This is a genomic window from Thalassotalea sp. 273M-4, from assembly GCF_041410465.1.
GTDB classification, from domain to species: Bacteria; Pseudomonadota; Gammaproteobacteria; order Enterobacterales; family Alteromonadaceae; genus Thalassotalea_A; species Thalassotalea_A aquiviva.
Genome location: NZ_CP166961.1, coordinates 72634 through 90730 on the forward strand (window position 1 = coordinate 72634; position 18097 = coordinate 90730).

14 protein-coding genes are annotated in these 18097 nt (G+C 41.2%); 8 read left to right on the plus strand and 6 right to left on the minus strand.

Going from position 1 to position 18097, the window contains the following annotated elements; all coding sequences use genetic code 11:
- Positions 1 to 50: 50 nt before the first annotated feature.
- Positions 51 to 1553, minus strand: coding sequence for a glucose-6-phosphate dehydrogenase (gene zwf / locus ACAY00_RS00330; RefSeq protein WP_371375652.1), 1503 nt, complete (start codon positions 1551 to 1553; stop codon positions 51 to 53).
- A gap of 269 nt (positions 1554 to 1822) precedes the next feature.
- On the opposite strand from zwf, the gene ACAY00_RS00335 reads away from it, so the two are divergent.
- Positions 1823 to 3976 carry a S46 family peptidase gene (locus ACAY00_RS00335; protein ID WP_371379469.1) on the plus strand — a complete coding sequence of 718 codons (2154 nt, stop codon included), beginning with the start codon at positions 1823 to 1825 and terminating at the stop codon, positions 3974 to 3976.
- Positions 3977 to 4313: 337 nt separating this feature from the next.
- Positions 4314 to 5852 (plus strand): AbgT family transporter, encoded by a 1539-nt coding sequence (locus ACAY00_RS00340; protein WP_371375655.1) that lies wholly within the window; start codon positions 4314 to 4316, stop codon positions 5850 to 5852.
- A 161-nt stretch (positions 5853 to 6013) separates the two neighbouring features.
- Here ACAY00_RS00340 and glmS read toward each other — a convergent pair whose 3' ends face one another.
- Positions 6014 to 7861 (minus strand): glutamine--fructose-6-phosphate transaminase (isomerizing), encoded by a 1848-nt coding sequence (gene glmS, locus ACAY00_RS00345; protein WP_371375658.1) that lies wholly within the window; start codon positions 7859 to 7861, stop codon positions 6014 to 6016.
- 19 nt (positions 7862 to 7880) lie between these two features.
- Positions 7881 to 8651, minus strand: coding sequence for a DeoR/GlpR family DNA-binding transcription regulator (locus tag ACAY00_RS00350; protein WP_371375660.1), 771 nt, complete (start codon positions 8649 to 8651; stop codon positions 7881 to 7883).
- A 175-nt stretch (positions 8652 to 8826) separates the two neighbouring features.
- On the opposite strand from ACAY00_RS00350, the gene hutG reads away from it, so the two are divergent.
- Together hutG and ACAY00_RS00360 are read left to right on the plus strand one after the other, a co-directional pair.
- Positions 8827 to 9624: an N-formylglutamate deformylase gene (hutG, locus tag ACAY00_RS00355; protein WP_371375663.1), complete on the plus strand. Its 798-nt coding sequence runs from the start codon at positions 8827 to 8829 to the stop codon at positions 9622 to 9624.
- A 20-nt stretch (positions 9625 to 9644) separates the two neighbouring features.
- On the plus strand, positions 9645 to 11018 hold the full coding sequence (locus ACAY00_RS00360) for a formimidoylglutamate deiminase (RefSeq protein WP_371375666.1): 1374 nt from the start codon (positions 9645 to 9647) through the stop codon (positions 11016 to 11018).
- A 52-nt stretch (positions 11019 to 11070) separates the two neighbouring features.
- Here the strand turns inward: ACAY00_RS00360 and ACAY00_RS00365 are convergent, their stop codons facing one another.
- On the minus strand, positions 11071 to 11427 hold the full coding sequence (locus ACAY00_RS00365; protein ID WP_371375669.1) for a hypothetical protein: 357 nt from the start codon (positions 11425 to 11427) through the stop codon (positions 11071 to 11073).
- A 246-nt stretch (positions 11428 to 11673) separates the two neighbouring features.
- On the opposite strand from ACAY00_RS00365, the gene ccoG reads away from it, so the two are divergent.
- The 3 genes from ccoG to ACAY00_RS00380 are packed head-to-tail and all read left to right on the plus strand — an operon-like array spanning position 11674 to position 14777.
- The gene (ccoG, locus tag ACAY00_RS00370; protein WP_371375672.1) at positions 11674 to 13116 is read left to right on the plus strand and encodes a cytochrome c oxidase accessory protein CcoG; all 1443 of its coding nucleotides are present in this window, start codon (positions 11674 to 11676) and stop codon (positions 13114 to 13116) included.
- Positions 13116 to 14099, plus strand: a complete 984-nt coding sequence (locus ACAY00_RS00375) for a serine/threonine protein kinase (protein WP_371375674.1) — start codon at positions 13116 to 13118, stop codon at positions 14097 to 14099. Before ccoG ends, ACAY00_RS00375 begins: the two co-directional genes overlap by 1 nt.
- A 42-nt stretch (positions 14100 to 14141) precedes the next feature.
- Positions 14142 to 14777 (plus strand): thiol:disulfide interchange protein DsbA/DsbL, encoded by a 636-nt coding sequence (locus ACAY00_RS00380; protein ID WP_371375676.1) that lies wholly within the window; start codon positions 14142 to 14144, stop codon positions 14775 to 14777.
- Between the two features lie 198 nt (positions 14778 to 14975).
- Here the strand turns inward: ACAY00_RS00380 and ACAY00_RS00385 are convergent, their stop codons facing one another.
- Both ACAY00_RS00385 and ACAY00_RS00390 read right to left on the minus strand, forming a co-directional pair.
- Positions 14976 to 15554: a TVP38/TMEM64 family protein gene (locus tag ACAY00_RS00385; protein WP_371375679.1), complete on the minus strand. Its 579-nt coding sequence runs from the start codon at positions 15552 to 15554 to the stop codon at positions 14976 to 14978.
- A 137-nt stretch (positions 15555 to 15691) separates the two neighbouring features.
- Positions 15692 to 16360 carry a single-stranded DNA-binding protein gene (locus ACAY00_RS00390; protein WP_371375682.1) on the minus strand — a complete coding sequence of 223 codons (669 nt, stop codon included), beginning with the start codon at positions 16358 to 16360 and terminating at the stop codon, positions 15692 to 15694.
- 401 nt (positions 16361 to 16761) lie between these two features.
- On the opposite strand from ACAY00_RS00390, the gene ACAY00_RS00395 reads away from it, so the two are divergent.
- On the plus strand, positions 16762 to 18060 hold the full coding sequence (locus ACAY00_RS00395) for a hexokinase (RefSeq protein ID WP_371375684.1): 1299 nt from the start codon (positions 16762 to 16764) through the stop codon (positions 18058 to 18060).
- The last annotated feature ends 37 nt before the right edge of the window (positions 18061 to 18097 follow it).

Here is an 18097-nt window from a genome sequence, read left to right on the forward strand (position 1 = left end):
GCTATCTACTCTCTATTTGAGAGCTTAAATTATTGACTTGAATATATTCGTTACAGCTCGCAATAGTCTGTATCGGTTAAGTTTTTACATGGAAAACGCCATTTTCGTTGATCTCTTTTTAACAATAAATCCGACTCTTTTGGTCCCCAAGTACCGCAGGCGTATCCAAATAAGGCGCGTGGGTCTTGCTTAAAGTCTAAGATCGGTTGCACGAAATCCCATGACGCTAACACTGCATCGTTTCTCGCAAATAAGGTGGCATCGCCATTAAGTGCATCTAAAAGTAAACGCTCATATGCGGTCAGCATTTGGGTTTCTTCTAGCGAAGCATACTGAAAATTCATTTTGACTTCTTTGGCATGAAAACCAGCGCCGGGTTCTTTTAGGCCAAAGCTTATTTGAATACCTTCATCGGGCTGAATTCTTAAAATGAGTTTGTTTTTGGGCGCATCTTGACCAAAGACTGGGTGCGGGGTTTTATTAAAATGCAAAACCACCTCGGTTACTCGAGTGGGTAAACGTTTGCCGGTGCGAACGTAAAAAGGTACCCCGTTCCAACGCCAGTTATTGATGTGCATTTTTAACCCAACATAGGTCTCGGTTCGAGAGTCTTTAGCAACCCCAGATTCTTCACGATAACCGGGTAAAAAATTACCTCGTACATCAGAGCCCGTATACTGCCCAAGCACCAAATTATTTTCTAAGTCGTGTTGCGATAAGGGTTGTAAACACTGCAATACTTTAACCACTTCATCGCGCATCGAATTAGCGTTAATTTGTGCTGGTGGCTCCATCGCTACCATTGCCAATACTTGTAATAAGTGGTTTTGCAACATATCGCGAACGGCACCAGAGCCATCGTAATACCCGCCTCTTTCTTCAACCCCCAAATATTCTGCACCGGTAATTTCTACGTAATCAATAAAGTTTCGATTCCACAGCGGTTCAAACATGGCGTTTGAAAAACGAAAGACCAATAAATTTTGCACCGTTTCTTTACCGAGATAATGATCGATTCGATAAATTTGATGTTCTTGAAAGTGTCGCTGGATTTCTATATCTAACGCTTTTGCCGAGGCGAGATCATAACCAAATGGCTTTTCAATGATCAGACGCTTCCAACCATTGTTTTCCTTATTTAGCTTGTGCTTAGCGAGACTTGCCGAAATGATACTGTAAAGGCTTGGCGGGGTGGCCAAATAAAATAGGGTGTTAAGTTCGGTTATACCGCGCTCTGTTGCCAAGCTTTCGAGTCGATTAACTAAGCGATGGTAATCGTCACTGTCCGATGTGTTAACCGATTGGTAATGCAAATGCTCAATAAAAGCATCTAATATGTCGGGTTCGGTTTTTTCAAGCTCTTGTAATGATGTTTTTAATTTCTGACGAAATGATTGATCACTATACTCGGTACGGCTGACCCCGATAATTTGAAAAACCTTTGGTAATTGGTTATAGGAATAGAGGTGGTACAGCGCTGGGATTAATTTACGAAATGTTAAGTCGCCAGAAGCGCCAAAAATAACGATGCTGCTGTTCTCAGGGATAACCATTTGCTCTCCTGTCGTATTCATTCAAAGATAATATAAGCGAATGACTTGGTACGCTAGTTGTCTTTGTTATTTGCAATTGGGGAGTATTACATAAAATTGGAATATAAACAGCATAGATAGTTATTTTCGTTATACCAATTAAAAATACACTTTCAAAACATCGCTCTTCGATATTAGTTTTCGCCAAGCTAATATGTTGTGATAGGCTATTGAAGAACATAATAAAATAGAACATATAAGGATATGTCGTGAAGAAGTTAAGCTCAGTTATGATTGCCGGTTTAATGGCAGTTCCAGCATTATCTTATGCAGTAGAAGGTATGTGGCAACCTAATCAATTACCACAAATTGCGCAACAGCTAAAACAAAAAGGGTTAGAGATTGACCCGTCAAGCATGCAACAGTTTGATCAATTTCCAATGAATGCCATCGTGAGTTTAGGGGGGTGTAGTGCCTCGTTTATCTCGCCTAAAGGCCTAGTGGTGACCAACCATCACTGTGCGTATGGTTCCATTGGCTACAATTCAACGCAAGACAATAACTTGCTCAAAAATGGCTTTGTAGCCAAAAGCTTGGACCAAGAATTACCAGCACGTCCTGGCTCGCGGATGTATATCATTGAGGACATTGTTGATGTGACCGATAAAATTACCGGTGATATTGATAAATCTCAAAGCGGTAAAGTGTACTTTGACCAAATTGAAGATCGTCGCAAAGCGTTAGTTGCCGAATGTGAAGAAGATAAAGATTACCGTTGTAGCGTGCGCAGTTTTCATGCCGGGTTAGAATATTACCTGATTAAATCTTTAACCATCAAAGATGTACGCTTAGCGTATGCACCATCAGATACGGTTGGTAAATTTGGTGGTGACACCGATAACTGGATGTGGCCACGTCATACAGGCGACTGGGCTATGTACCGTGCCTATGTTGGTCCTGATGGACGTCCTGCAGATCATAGTGAAGACAATATCCCATACCAACCTAAATCGTTCTTAAAAGTCAACGCAGACAGCATTGATAAAGGCGACTTTGTAATGGCGTTAGGTTTTCCTGGTAGCACTAATCGTTATCGTCTAGCCGATACGATGCGCAACACCTTTACGTGGGCTTACCCAACAGCAAAACAATACCGTGAAGAGTACATTGATGTGATCAAAGCTGTAACCGAAGAGGGAAGTGACGAGCGTATTAAGTATCAGTCTACCATTGCCGGTCTTGCTAACTACGCTAAAAACTATGGTGGTATGATTAACAGTTACCAAAAGTCGGGCACTCAAGTGCGCAAAGATACTCTGGAACAAGAATTGCTCGATTGGATTAATGCATCGACTTCACGAAAAGCACAATACGGTGATGTGATAGCGCAATTAAATGATTTAATTGGCCAGCAACAAACCAATAAAGAACGTGATTTATTATTAGGTTACATCGGCAGAACCAACTTGTGGAGTGTCAGCAAGCGTTTATACCGTTTAGCGCATGAGCGCACTAAAGATGATGCAAAGCGTAAAGCCGGCTATCAAGAACGTGATTTAAAACGTATTGAACAAGGTCTTAAAGCGATGAACAAAAGCTATGTGGCGAAAGTCGACAAAGCAGTCATGCTACATTTCTTAGAGCAGTACGCAGCGCTAGATAAATCAGAGCGTGTTGCGGTTTACGATGAAATCTTTGAGTTAAAAAATGGCTTTGATAAGGCCAAGGTTGAAAAGATCTTAGACAACATGCACAGCAACACTCAGTTAGACGATGTTGAAATGCGTATGGCTTGGATGAATAAGTCTGTGGAAGACTTTAAAAACAGTGACGACCCATATATTCAATTTGCTGTTGCCACATTTGACCATGACATGAACGAAGAAACGCAAAGTGAAAATCTAGCGGGTGAAATCCGCAAGTTAATGCCGCAATACATGCAGGCGTTGATTGCCTATAAAAAGAGCAAAGGTGAAGCCGTTTATGCTGACGCCAACAGTACTTTGCGTATTACCTTTGGTACCGTTCAAGGTTATTCTCCGCAAGACGGTTTGCACGCAAGTCCATTTACAACCTTAGAAGGTATGCTGGCGAAATATATTCCAGGTGATGCCGAATTTGACTTACAAGAAAGTCTGTTAAAGCCGGCAAGAGCGAAAGAATATGGTCGCTATATGGATGAAAAGCTCGGCACCATTCCATTAAACTTTTTATGTGACTTAGATACCACAGGTGGTAACTCTGGTTCGGCGATTGTAAATGGTAAAGGCGAGCTAATTGGTCTGTTGTTTGACGGTGTTTATGAGTCAATCATTGGCGATTGGGACTATGACCAAAAGCTTAATCGTTCAATAGGTGTGACCTCAACTTTCATGTTGTGGACGATGGAACACGTTGATGGCGCTGAAAATTTAATTAACGAGATGCGTGTCGTAAACGATTAATTATTATCATTATGTTATTGCAAGGGTGAACTTAGGTTTACCCTTTTTTTTGCCGTTTTGCTCTGCTTGTTTAAAAGCGAAACCGATAAGACGGATTTTTAATTCTGGAGCAGGGATGTAAGTCCTAACGAAAAGATAAAATAAATGCCGTAGATGGTGCTTAAGGCTTGCGATATAACAATAATTTAGGCTTAATAAGGTAGGTAAATTTTTTGTTAATAAAGTGGTGGCTAATATCGCTACTTAGGCAAAATATTTAGCCGGTTCACTTTCAAAAACACTGGCCGTTAACTCTCATCAAGGTGTTAGGTCAGATAATAATAAATAAGGCGCATCAATGAATAACTCTCAACCTTCTATGGTGCAGCGATTTCTCGACAAAGTCGAAGTAGTGGGAAATAAACTCCCCGACCCAGCTGCATTGTTTATTTCTTTACTGTTTATCGTTTGGTTTCTCTCTTGGCTATTATCTGGCGTTGACTTTAATGCCATTGATCCTAGAAGCGGCCAAGCTTTGCTCGTTAATAATCAATTAACTGGCGCTTCGTTAACAGAATTCTTTTCTAAAATGGTCACCAACTTTTCCCACTTTCATCCTGTTGGTGTGGTATTAGTGGCTATGCTGGGTATTGGCGTTGCCGAACACAGTGGTTTTATTAATGCAGGTCTTCGCGCCATTATGGCAAAAACAGCAACATGGCTTTTGACCCCTATGGTTATCTTGGTAGGTATTGTCAGTCACTCTGCTGTCGATGCGGGGTATGTCTTGGTGATCCCCTTAGGCGGGGTGATATTCTATGCTGCCGGTCGTCATCCGCTTGCCGGTATTGCCGCTGCGTTTGCCGGGGTTTCGGGTGGTTTTTCTGCCAACTTTGTCCCTTCGGCGCTTGATCCTATGCTGCAAGGTATTTCGCAAGCTGGGGCGCAACTACTCGACCCAAATGTTGTTCTTAACCCATTAAATAACTACTACTTTACAACCGCATCAGCACTTGTGGTGACAGCACTTGGTTGGTTTATTACCGACAAAATCGTTGAGCCTAAACTTGCAAAAAATGAGTTAGATGGGGATTTATCGGACTTACCCACGATGGAGCCACTAGAGCAAAATGAGCGCCGAGCATTACGCTGGTCAGTATTATCTATTGTTGCAGGATTAGTCTTATTGTTTGCAACCGCCTTGCCTGAAGGCTCGGCTTGGCGTGGCGACGACGGTACCTTAACGGCGTTTTCAGCACCATTAATGCAATCGATTGTACCGCTTATTTTTCTACTATTTTTAGTGCCAGGTTTGGTGTATGGCATTGTGATTGGTAAATTCCAAAGCTCGAAAGATTTTATCGAAGGTATGAGTAAAGCCATGTCTGGTATGGGCTATTACTTGGTGATCATGTTCTTTATCGCCCAGTTTATTTACGCGTTTGGCCAATCTAACTTGGGTATATTGTTGGCCGTTAAAGGCGCAGCACTTTTAAAAGAATTGGCTTTACCTGCGGGTATTACCATTACTGGGATCATTATTCTTACTGGTTTTATTAACCTGTTTGTCGGTAGTGCTTCTGCGAAATGGGCTTTATTGGCGCCAATTTTTATTCCAATGTTAATGCAACTTGGTATTTCGCCGGATTTAGCACAAGCTGCTTATCGTATTGGTGATTCCAGTACCAATATCATTACCCCACTCATGCCTTATTTTCCATTGGTTGTTGTATTCTGTCAGCGTTATGTGACCAGTGCGGGGATCGGTACGTTAACGGCGATGATGTTGCCATTTTCAATTAGCTTTTTAATTCTTTGGACCCTATTTTTGATGCTGTACTGGGGTCTAGGTTTACCGCTTGGCTTACAAGCAAGTTATGAATATCTCGCAAATTAATGCATACAGCGTGGCCTTTACTTGTCTTGTTCAGACAGGATGGTGTCGGCATGGTTCTTTAGCGTTGTAAAAATGAACCGCTAAACAAAAGGCAACCTAAAATAGGTTGCCTTTTTTATCGCTCAAATGACGGGATAAATCCTCATTTTCTACGTTTTTTATTACTCAACGGTAACCGACTTGGCCAAGTTTCTTGGTTGGTCGACATCTGTACCTTTAATAATCGCCACATAATATGACAATAACTGTAGCGGCAGGGTGTAGACAATCGGCGCGATGATATCGTCACAATGTGGTACGTTAATAACCTTCATCGTGTCATCAGAAGCAAAGTGGGCATCGTGATCGGCAAAAACATACATCAAGCCACCGCGAGCACGCACTTCTTCAACATTGGACTTTAACTTTTCAATTAAATCATTTTTCGGTGCCACCACAATGACCGGCATATCGGCATCGATTAAGGCTAACGGACCATGCTTTAATTCACCAGCAGCATATGCTTCGGCGTGAATATAAGAAATTTCTTTAAGTTTTAACGCCCCTTCCATAGCAATCGGATACTGATCGCCACGACCTAAAAACAAAGAGTGATGTTTATCGGCAAAATCTTCTGCCAAGTCTTCAATTTCTTTCGCTAGAGATAATACTTCCTCAAGCTTATTTGGCAAGCTCATTAACGATGCCACCATTTCTTGGTGTTTTTCATCGCTCATGCCTTTGTGTTGACCAATAGCAATGGTCATCATCATTAAACCGACGAGTTGGGTAGTAAAGGCTTTGGTTGAGGCAACGCCAATTTCAGCACCCGCTTTGGTCATAAAAGCAAGGTCAGACTCTCGCACTAATGACGACCCCGGTACGTTACAAATACTTAAACTGGCTTTGTAGCCTAAGTCTTTTGCTAATCTTAATGCCGCTAAAGTGTCAGCCGTTTCACCTGATTGAGAAATCGTGACAATCAATGCATTTTTTGGCACAAACGATTGGCGATAACGAAACTCACTGGCAATTTCCACGTTACAGCTTACACCCGCATGCTCTTCTAGCCAGTAACGTGCGACCATACCAGAGTGATAAGAGGTGCCACAGGCAATGATTTGCACATGTTCTATTTCTTTAAAAATATCATCGGCGTTAACACCCGCCTCACTGCTACCAAAGGCGTTATTGCTGATTTTACCAGCGTCAAAGCGTCCTTCTAAGGTATTACGGATGGCGGTCGGTTGCTCGTATGTTTCTTTTAGCATGTAGTGACGAAACTCACCTTTATCACCGGCATCATGGTTCACATCGGCTTCTTTAATGTCGCGTTCGACACTGTTACCTTCTTTATCAAGTATTTTCACCTCAAATCGTGTGATTTCGGCAACATCACCTTCTTCTAAGAAAGCAAATTTACGGGTAACAGGTAACAACGCCATCATATCTGAGGCAAGGAAGTTCTCGCCTAAGCCGTAGCCAATAACCAATGGGCTACCTGAGCGAGCAACAACAACGCGCTCATTGTCACGGGTATCCATGATCACGGTGCCGTAAGCGCCTTCAAATTGTTTGCTTGCAGATTGTACAGCCGCAAGTAGGCTATCAGCGGTTTTAAGTTCGTGATGAACCAAATGAGCGATAACTTCGGTATCGGTTTGAGAAACAAATTCATACCCTAAACCAATAAGCTTATCTTTTAATGCTTGGTGATTTTCAATAATGCCATTATGAACAACCGCAATGGTGTTGGCACTGACATGAGGGTGAGCGTTCACTTCGCTGGGGATGCCATGTGTCGCCCAACGGGTGTGAGCTATACCCGTACCACCCGATACAGGCGACTCGGCCACCGCATTGGCGAGTTCTTGCACTTTACCAAGACGACGAACGCGTTGTAATTGGTTGTGTGCGTTTACCACAGCAATACCGGCTGAATCATAACCTCGATATTCAAGGCGACGTAACCCTTCAATTAAGATGTCAGCGACATCACGTTGTGCAACAGCACCTACAATTCCACACATAATAAAACCTTATTTTGATTTAATCTGTTGCTTTGGCACAAAGAAGATTGATGCCTAAAGACTTAATTACTTGTTTATCTTCAACTTTTATATTGCTGTCGGTGATCAAAGTATTGACCACGTGCCACGGTAACTCAAGGTTAGGAATACGACGACCGATTTTTTCTGATTCAATCACCACGATCACTTCACGCGCCACTTCGCTCATCACTTGAGATAAACCGGTTAATTCGTTGAACGTTGTGGTACCTCTGGTCAAGTCAATGCCATCGGCGCCAATAAAAAGTTGGTCAAAGTCGTAAGAGCGCAATACTTGCTCTGCAACTTGCCCTTGGAACGCTTCTGACGTTGCATCCCAAGTACCCCCCGTCATTAATAACGTAGGTTCATTTTCCAATTCGTGTAACTTGTTGGCAATTGAAAGCGCGTTGGTCATCACCACTAAGCCTTTTTTGGCGTTTAAATGTGGGATCATTGCTGCCGTGGTTGCACCACTGTCAATGATGATGCGGTTATGATCTTTCACGTAACTTGCCGCAACTTCTGCTATTGCTAACTTTTGACTTGATATTTGGCTACTCTTTTCGCTAATTATTTCAGTAGGTAAAGGTATAGCACCACCGTATCTGCGCAGTAATAAGCCACTTTGCTCTAAGGCTGCCAAATCTTTTCGAATCGTAACCTCTGAAATCGCATACGCTGTTGCAAGTTTTTCAACACTAACTTCGCCCTCTAACTCCAGTGTTTTAAGGATACTATGACGACGTTGTTGGGTATTTCGTTTGCTCATATATTTCACAGTGAAAGTTTTATGCTTGATTTAAGGTTTCGATTCGAAAGTTAGCTATTAAAGCAAAACTTTCATTGCAAGGCAAATACCTTTGCTAGAATTCCAGCAAAATGTTAAATTAGCTTAAAATTTGTATATACAACTTTAGTCTCATCACTAGATAAGGATACTTTTGATGTCTGCTCCTGTTTTTTCCTTTAGTGAAGGTCATATCCCCTTATTGATTAGCATGCCGCATAACGGTGTTGAAATTCCCGACGCGATACAAAAGAAGATGACCAAGGCCGGTTTATCCGTAGCCGATACCGACTGGTATATGGATTACTTATATGACTTTGCTGGTCAGCTTGGTGCCACAATCATCAAGCCCACCTATTCACGTTATGTTATTGACCTAAATAGAAACCCCAACGGTATTGATTTATACCCTGGCGCAAATAGCACGGAGTTATGTCCGACTACGAATTTCGCCATGGAGCCTTTGTATAAAGATGGCTATACCCTAGATCAGGCCGAAATTGACTATCGGATCAACACCTACTGGCAACCATATCATGACAAAATCGCAACCACGTTAGCGCAAATGCATCAACAATTTGGCAAAGCCATGTTGCTTGATGCGCACTCTATTGCCTCTAGAGTACCGAGGTTTTTTCAGGGCCAACTACCGGACTTTAACTTTGGCACAAACGACGGGGCATCATGCGATATTCGATTATTGAACATGGTGACTGCGATAGATTATGCCCCTTATACATCGGTCGCTAACGGGCGCTTTAAAGGAGGCTATATTACGCGTGCTTATGCAAAACCTGAAAATAATATTCATACTTTGCAATTAGAGTTATCACAACGCACCTACATGGATGAATCGAGTAATACCTTATCGGAAGAAAAAGCGATAAAAGTTAAGAAAAAATTAGTGCAGATGGTGACCGCAATCGCCGATTTTAGTCAAGTAAATTACGTTTAAACAAGATCGAAGAAATCAACATGGAAATGAAATTATACGCCGCCGATGTGCTGTTAAGTGACGGTTGGCAACAAGACAAAACGTTACACATAAAAGATGGCTTATTAGTCGACATCACTTCAGGTCAAGATGCTGATGCCTATGTCGCTGCGGGCGCGGTTATTCCGGGCATGGTTAATTGTCATTCGCATGCGTTTCAGCGTGCTTTTGCCGGTTTTTCGGAACAAGGCAGTGAGGGCAAGGATAGCTTTTGGACTTGGCGCCAAATCATGTATCAGTTTCTTGATAAAATCGATGTTGAGCAGGCCAATGTGATTGCCTCTCAGCTGTATATTGAAATGTTAAAAGCGGGTTATACGCGAGTTGCTGAGTTTCATTACTTGCACCATCAATCTGATGGCACTGCGTATCCTGAATTAGCTCAAATGAGTCGAGCGTTATTTGACGCTGCTCAAACCAGTGGAATTGGCTTAACCTTGCTGCCGGTACTGTATCGCCATAGTGGTTTTGGTGAACAGCCACCGACCGATGGTCAAAAACGCTTTATAAATAGCACTGAACAGTTTAATCAATTAGTGAGTGCGTGTGTACAATTAGCAAAAGATTATGACAACAGTAATGTTGGTATTGCCCCACATTCTCTACGAGCGGTTGACTTAAGCTCTTTGCAAAGCGTGGTTGCGCATGTGCGATCGCTCGATGCAAAAGCGCCCATACATATTCACATTAGTGAACAACAAAAAGAAGTGGACGATTGTTTGGCGCACTATGGTAAGCGTCCGGTGCAATGGCTTTTAGACCATATGTCTGTTGATCGGCACTGGTGTTTAATTCATGCCACGCATATCAATGAGCAGGAAATTGACGGCATCATTAAAACGGGTGCTGTGGCCGGAATTTGCCCTACGACAGAAGCGAATTTAGGCGATGGTATTTTTCCTACCACTGATTTTGCTCAACAAGGGGGAGTTATTGCTATTGGTTCAGATAGTCATATTAGTGTGTCGGCGATTGAAGAATTAAGATTGTTGGAGTATGCACAGCGTTTACAACGTCAACAACGCGCTATTTTAGCTACTCAGAAGACGCCATCGGTAGGGTTAAATTTATGGCAACATACGGCCATTGCCGGTGCACAATCGACCAATGCAAATGTCGGGGAGTTAGCCATAGGTAAGCAAGCGGACTTATTGGTATTAGACTCAAAACAAACTCGTTTATTTGCTCATCAACCTAAGCATTTGCTTGATAGTATGGTTTTTGCGAGTCAGCAAAATCCAATAAAAGATGTGATGGTGAAAGGGCGTTGGGTCATTTCTAATGGCGAGCATTCTCAGCAAGACGCCATAGCAAATGCGTATGCTAAAACCTTAACCGAGCTAGCAAACACTTAACCGTGTACCGGGTTGCTGTTAACAGCGCATAACCTACAAGGGCTATGCGCTTTTATTTAATCTTAAATACCTCAATTTTGTTACAGACTAAATCAGCGTTGCGATCTTGTAAGATCGGATGGCGCTTATTGACCTCACAATATTGTTGGTAATATTGCTTTATATTTTCTCGAGAGTCGGCGAGCACTTCTACCACAGCCCATTCGCTGCTGGTTAAATTACTTTTGTAAGCCACTAATTCCGTTTTTAATTTTGATGGACTGACCTGAGCATGAGTGCCAAAAACTTGATCTAATGTTGTTGTCAGTAGGGTGATTTGCTCATCGATAAAAGCATCAACTTTGGGGTTGGGAAAGAACTGAAAATAGACGATGACAGCAACACAGATAATAAATATTTTTTTAAACATAGCGACGTCTCTTGTTATTATGGTTCTTCGTTAGAGCATGCCTAGAAGGCATTGACTCAAAAATATACTCACAGCTCTTTTATCCCTCTAACTAAATATAACAAATATTTAAAAAATAAGATAAGTTAACCTAAATCATATTATTGCAGGCTGTTGTTGATATAATGACAAGTAGGGCTTTTTGTCTGATATTATAACCAAGTCCTTACGGCTTTCGTATTTAGTGTTCACTTTAGGACAATAGTAATGCAAGAAAAACCTTCTCCAAGCAAAAGTAGCCAAACAATTCCAGTTAAAAACATAAAGATTCATCGACCCAAATCCGAAACGGTTAAAGAATATAAGCCGAGGGATCAAATATATGTGCGTAAGGTTAAGGGCTATTTTCAAGCATTACGACGCAAAATGAATTTTGTGTTTTTAATTGGCTTTGCATTATTGCCATGGCTTAACTTTAATGGCAAACAAGCGGTGCTTTTTGATATTGGCGAGCAACGTTTTAATATTTTTTCTTTAACCCTTTGGCCTCAAGATTTGACCCTACTGGCTTGGATCTTCATTATTCTAGCGTTTTTACTATTCTTTGTGACGACCTTTTTGGGCCGAGTTTGGTGTGGTTATATGTGTCCACAGACAGTGTGGACTTTTATTTTTATTTGGTTTGAGGAAAAAATTGAAGGTTCGGCTAATCAGCGTAAGCAGCTTGATATGAAGCCAATGGACTTTGATAAATTTTGGCGTAAAAGTTTAAAGCATGGCTGTTGGTTGATTTTTTCGATGCTCACAGCGTTAACCTTTATCGGTTATTTTGTGCCTATTCGTGAGCTGGCGTTAGATTTTTTTACTTTTAATGCATCCGTATTGGCAACCGCTTGGATCTTATTTTTTACCTTTTGTACCTATGGAAATGCGGGATGGATGCGAGAAATCATGTGCTTGCACATGTGCCCTTATGCTCGTTTTCAGTCGGCGATGTTCGATCAAAATACCTTAACGGTCTCTTATGATTCGGCTCGAGGCGAAACGCGTGGACCTCGTTCACGTAAAGTTGATCCAAAAGAACAGGGCTTGGGAGACTGCATTGACTGTAATTTATGTGTACAGGTATGCCCAACCGGAATAGATATCCGCAATGGCTTACAGTATGAATGTATAAACTGTGGTGCTTGTGCAGATGCCTGTGATGAAACCATGTTGAAAATGAACTATGAGCCAGGATTAATTCGTTACAGTACTGAGACCGCTTTGCTAGGGCAAAAAGTTAAAATTCTGCGACCAAAATTATTTATGTATGCTGTGATTCTATTGGTTATGTGTGGCTTTTTTGTGGCCAACTTAGCTACTCGAGTGCCCTTGCAATTAGACATCATTCGCGATAGAAACACCTTAGCTCGTGAAAACATTGATGGCTTAATAGAGAATGTCTACACCTTAAAAATTCTTAATAAGTCGCAGCAGCGTAACATCTATAAAATTCATGTCGAAGGCTTACCTAAGTACACTTGGCAGGGAGATACTGAAGTGAGCGTTGATGGCGCCAATATAACAACTATCGCTATTAGCTTGGCGGTCGACCCATATGATTTAGCCAATTATATGACCAACATTGACTTTGTGATCCAACAGATTGAACCAAAAGATAACAGTGTCATCTTAAAACAAGAGAGTGTGTTTTTTAACAAACGATAATGACAGATTTTAGTTTTCAAAACCTATCCCCAGAAACCATTATTGATGGCTTGGAAAGTGCGGGCTTTTATGTTGCCAGTGGATTACTGGCACTTAACAGCTATGAGAATCGAGTGTATCAGTTTCACGATGATGACAAACAAAAGTTCGTCACCAAGTTTTATCGACCCGCTCGATGGACGCGAGAACAAATTCAAGAAGAGCACGATTTCGCCTTAGAATTGGCCGCTGAGGAATTACCTGTCGTTGCGCCTATTAGCCGTGATGGTGAAACCTTATTTTCGCATCAGGGCTTTTATTTTGCCGTATTTCCTTGTCGAGGGGGGCGAATTTTTGAAGTCGATAATCTTGACCAGTTGGAGTGGATGGGGCGGTTTGTTGGTCGCATACATGCTAAGGCAAGTAAAAAAGGCTTTGAGCACCGCCCACAAGTGAATCTAGACGAAAGTTTATATCAAGCTCGAGATATTCTGTTACATACCAAGGACACAGTGCCTTTGAGCTTGCAAACGCCATTTCGCACCATTTTAGATCAGGTAATTGCATTAACCGCAGAGCAATATCAACCTCAAAAACAAATACGATTGCACGGTGATTGCCACGCCGGTAATATTTTATGGACCGATGCAGGCCCTCATTTTGTTGACTTAGACGACTGTCGTACCGGCCCTGCGGTGCAAGACTTATGGATGATGCTCAGTGGGGATCGGCAAAATAAGTTGTTACAATTAGACACTTTGATAATGGGCTATGAAGAGTTTTTTTCATTTGATCTAAAGGAACTTAGATTGATAGAATCGCTTAGGTCAATGCGTTTAATTCACTACATGGCTTGGTTAACGCGACGCTGGCAAGACCCCGCTTTCCCAAGAAATTTTCCTTGGTTTAATACTGAGAAATACTGGGAACAGCAAATCTTAATGTTAAAAGAACAGTTTGCAATATTGCAGGAACCTGCGTTAAGTTTAATGCCATCTCAATAACGAGTGGCCAATAAGAATACCTAATATAGGAATGTAAAACCGATGAAAAAATTATTTAGTTTGATTCTGCTTGCTTTTATGTTGCCACTAACGGCGCAGGCAGCGGATTATGTTGAAGGTAAGCAATACACTATTGTTAATGATAAAGCTTCGGCAAAGCCAGAGGTACGTGAGTACTTTTCGTTTTACTGCCCACATTGTTTACGCTTTGAACCTTTTATGAAAGATTTAGCTAAATCTTTACCGGAAGGTGCCACTTTTGAAAAAAATCACGTTGATTTTTTACGAGTAGCAAGCCCTGACGTACAGTTTGGTATCACTAAAGCAATGATTGTAGCGGAATCTTTACCGCAAAAAGATAAACTGATTGCCGCCCTTTTCGATGCCATTCAAGTTCAACGTAAGCCATTAGCTTCAACGGAAGAGTTAAGAGCACTTTTCGAAGCGAACGGTGTTGACGGTGATAAATTTGAAAAAATGATGAAGAGCTTTGGGGTTAACTCGAAAGCTAAAAAAATGAAGAAACTACAAGATGAGTTAACTCGTAAAAAAGCGTTAACTGGCGTACCAACCATTGTGGTAAATGGTAAGTACCGTGTAAACACGCAAGAACTTGATCGTGATAACTTCTTAAATGATTATAAAAACGTGGTTCATTACTTATTAACCCTTAAGTAATGCTCCCTGACAAGAGATTAAAAGCCGGTCAATATTGACCGGCTTTTTTGTTTTACTGTCCTGTCCTGAAATGGGGTTTCATCTTGAGGGTTTACTTATCGATACCAATCGATGCTATGTCGAATTAAAAATGTGGTCAGCATCGTCTTAAAGGGTAACTAAGCTTATTACCCTATTGTGATTTTCATTTAATTTAGCTTAGTGTTGGGTGAGTTTATGCCGGCGATATAAGCGCAGACTTAGCACGGTAGCAATCAAAACTAAAATGAGGCTAAAGCCAATTTGCCAGCCGGACAACACAGAGATACCACTGCCCATTAATGCAAAAATGATCATTTGCGGGAAAAAACCAATATATGAAGCAAAAATATAACGTATTGAAGGCACCTGCCCTATACCTGCAGTTGCATTAAGCAGAAAGTTATTGCCGACAGGGAGCAAGCGTAGAATGAGGGTCTTAGTAAATGTTTGTTGTTGCAAAAAACGATTTATTAAAATCACTTTTTCGGGCCAAAAGCGCATGATTATTGGTCTAAAAAATATTCTTGCAGTATAAAAAGTAATAGCACAACCCATCATAGCAGCAAATGTGGCGAGTAAGGTGCCATATAATGTATTGAACGCGTAGCCCGCCATAAATGCCGCTATTTGCCTTGGTAATCCAAAGCTCATGCCAAATACGAGTACTGCTAATAAGGTCAAAACCCCCTCTATTCCTGAGTTCTTTATGTGCTGATCAATCCAGTATTGATTGAGGAAACCAAAAATATTAAGCACATGCAATAACGCAGCGAGGGCTCCACCACAAAGTAAAAACAACAACATCACTTTAATGTAAGGCCAAAGTTGAGTTAGTTTATTCGAGCATATAGGTCGAATGTTAAATAAGTTAGGCATTAATTTGATGGCGAGCGCTATTTGGGACAAATGATGACTTTTTTGGCATCAATAAATTGTTTTGATTTGTCGTTGGCTTGATAGTTTAGGGCGCCTTCAATTAACACTTCAGTACCAGGCTGGCACTTGTCGTGGATATATTGAGCACTTTTGCCCCATAAATGGACACTGCGTTCAATTTTTTGCCCACTCACTTTAACAGCATCGTTTTGAAAACCCGCTTGATTCACCGTAACTTGAAATTCCGCCAACAGAGAATTTGACTCAGTGGTCACAAGCTTTATTGACGAAGAAATTGTAGCGTGACAAAACAGTTGATTAATCCCACTGTGAACACCCCGACCAAGCACGGTTAACGTTTCGACTTGCACTAAGTCTTTGGTTTTTTGCCCCTTAGCTAGGGTAATGGTCGCCAGATTGCCTTGTAAAAAGAGAAATTGGCCTTTGTCAGCGTATAAAAAATGCTCCTCCACATCTTGGCCTTCAAAATGGCACGGATGAAAGGTTGTCCAGTCTTTATAGCTATTGGTTTTTTTGTCAAACCATGTGTGATTGGTTGCAACAACAAACTCTGCTACAGGGATCACAGGGTTGGCACGATAACGGATGTGTGGCTTAGCCACTAAATTTCCGGCTAGTATCAGTCGGCTTTGTTGTTTTTGCTCAATTACAGGGGGGTCAATCATTTTGCTGATTTAAAAGGGGCACATTAAGATCATGATAAGAAAATCAACGGATAATACCAAGTTATTTATTAAAAAAGCGTTTCTACTTTCTAACAAATGATAATGCATAAATAAAAGGGCACATAATTAATATGATGAACTCTTAAAAAGATGATGTTACGCAAATAATATCAATTTAGGCTGATATATTATTTGCTGTATTGCACATGAGTCGATTTAAAGCTTTTTAGCCGTTGAATCATTAATACCTTAATGAAATTTTATTAATAAATCGTTGCAGTCAAACCTTACACTTGTATTTTTGCGTCAGATGATGCAAAGTTTTCGCCCTACAATCAGCTGCGATTTATTGACTCGATTGTTGGCAAAATTATTCTTTGCAATAGCAACCTGGAAATTATATGAACATTGAAAACACACCATTACATCAGTTTTTGCAAGACAACAAGTTGCTGGCTGAGCAGTTAGATACGCAAGCCTTGTTAAACGCATTTATTGACGAAATGCAAAAAGGCTTAAATGCCGAGCCTTCATCTTTAGCAATGTTGGCATCGCATATTGGTATCGATAAAGATATTTCCGCCAATAAACCCGTTATTGTCTTGGATGCTGGTGGTACTAATTTACGTGTTTGTACCGTTGTATTTAACGATGCCGGTGTGGCCTCGGTTGAAAACTTTTCTGCTTATATGATGCCGGGTATTGACCAAGAGTTGAGCGCAGATCAATTTTATGATCTGATTTGTGACTATTTAGAACCCGTAATTACATTAAGTGATACCATCAGTTTCTGTTTCTCTTACCCAACTGAAATTTCAGAAAATCAGGATGGTAAGCTATTGTATTGGACGAAGGAAGTGAAAGTTCCGGAAGTCGTTGGTGAATATGTTGGTGCAGGTTTATTAGCTGCATTGGCTAAACGAGGTCATACAGATAAAAAAATCACCTTGTTAAACGACACGGTTGCCACTTTGTTAGCCGGTAAAGCCTATGGTGAACAGCGTCAATGTGATGGTTATGTTGGTTTGATTTTAGGAACTGGGACTAATACCGCCTATGTAGAGAGCAATTCTAACATTGGTAAATTAGCCGTTGATTCGGGTGCTCAAATTATCAATATTGAATCGGGCAACTTTGATCAACTGCCACTTGGCCAAATCGATACATTACATGACCAGACAACATCCAATCCAGGTCAATACTTATTAGAAAAGATGATCTCAGGTCGTTATCTTGGACCAACCGCAAGCATTGCGTTTAGACAAGCAGCGCAAGCTGAACTTTTTAGTGCCGATGCCAGAGCCATCGTTGAAGCTGCTCCAGAGTTTAACTCCGCACAACTGAGCCAACTATTAGCTAACCCTTTTGAGTTTAACCAAACCGTATTTGATGGGCAGTTATCTGAAACAGATTTAAACGTGTTACTGCATATAGCCACTGCGCTAAGAGATAGAGCGGCTAAGATTACAGCGATTAATGTCGCAGCAACAGCGCTTAAAATGGGTTGTGGTAAAAACCCATTACATCCAGTGTGTATTAATGCAGATGGCTCTACGTATTTTAAACTAACGGGTTTTCAAAATACTTGTGAAGCTTATTTAGATGACATTTTATCTGCCCAAGGAGTGCATTTTGTGGTGATTAATACAGATAATGCGCCAACCATTGGCACCGCGATTGCGGGGGTGATCAGAAGTTAATTTAACCGCACCATAACACTCAAAAGCACCTCTGTTA

What these genes read in the sequence shown, in the direction of transcription:
- zwf (WP_371375652.1), bottom strand. Translation starts at nt 1,553, where the DNA reads ATGGTTATCCCTGAGAACAGCAGCATCGTTATTTTTGGCGCTTCTGGC.
- ACAY00_RS00335 (WP_371379469.1), top strand. Translation starts at nt 1,823, where the DNA reads ATGATTGCCGGTTTAATGGCAGTTCCAGCATTATCTTATGCAGTAGAA.
- ACAY00_RS00340 (WP_371375655.1), top strand. Translation starts at nt 4,314, where the DNA reads ATGAATAACTCTCAACCTTCTATGGTGCAGCGATTTCTCGACAAAGTC.
- glmS (WP_371375658.1), bottom strand. Translation starts at nt 7,861, where the DNA reads ATGTGTGGAATTGTAGGTGCTGTTGCACAACGTGATGTCGCTGACATC.
- ACAY00_RS00350 (WP_371375660.1), bottom strand. Translation starts at nt 8,651, where the DNA reads ATGAGCAAACGAAATACCCAACAACGTCGTCATAGTATCCTTAAAACA.
- hutG (WP_371375663.1), top strand. Translation starts at nt 8,827, where the DNA reads ATGTCTGCTCCTGTTTTTTCCTTTAGTGAAGGTCATATCCCCTTATTG.
- ACAY00_RS00360 (WP_371375666.1), top strand. Translation starts at nt 9,645, where the DNA reads ATGGAAATGAAATTATACGCCGCCGATGTGCTGTTAAGTGACGGTTGG.
- ACAY00_RS00365 (WP_371375669.1), bottom strand. Translation starts at nt 11,427, where the DNA reads ATGTTTAAAAAAATATTTATTATCTGTGTTGCTGTCATCGTCTATTTT.
- ccoG (WP_371375672.1), top strand. Translation starts at nt 11,674, where the DNA reads ATGCAAGAAAAACCTTCTCCAAGCAAAAGTAGCCAAACAATTCCAGTT.
- ACAY00_RS00375 (WP_371375674.1), top strand. Translation starts at nt 13,116, where the DNA reads ATGACAGATTTTAGTTTTCAAAACCTATCCCCAGAAACCATTATTGAT.
- ACAY00_RS00380 (WP_371375676.1), top strand. Translation starts at nt 14,142, where the DNA reads ATGAAAAAATTATTTAGTTTGATTCTGCTTGCTTTTATGTTGCCACTA.
- ACAY00_RS00390 (WP_371375682.1), bottom strand. Translation starts at nt 16,360, where the DNA reads ATGATTGACCCCCCTGTAATTGAGCAAAAACAACAAAGCCGACTGATA.
- ACAY00_RS00395 (WP_371375684.1), top strand. Translation starts at nt 16,762, where the DNA reads ATGAACATTGAAAACACACCATTACATCAGTTTTTGCAAGACAACAAG.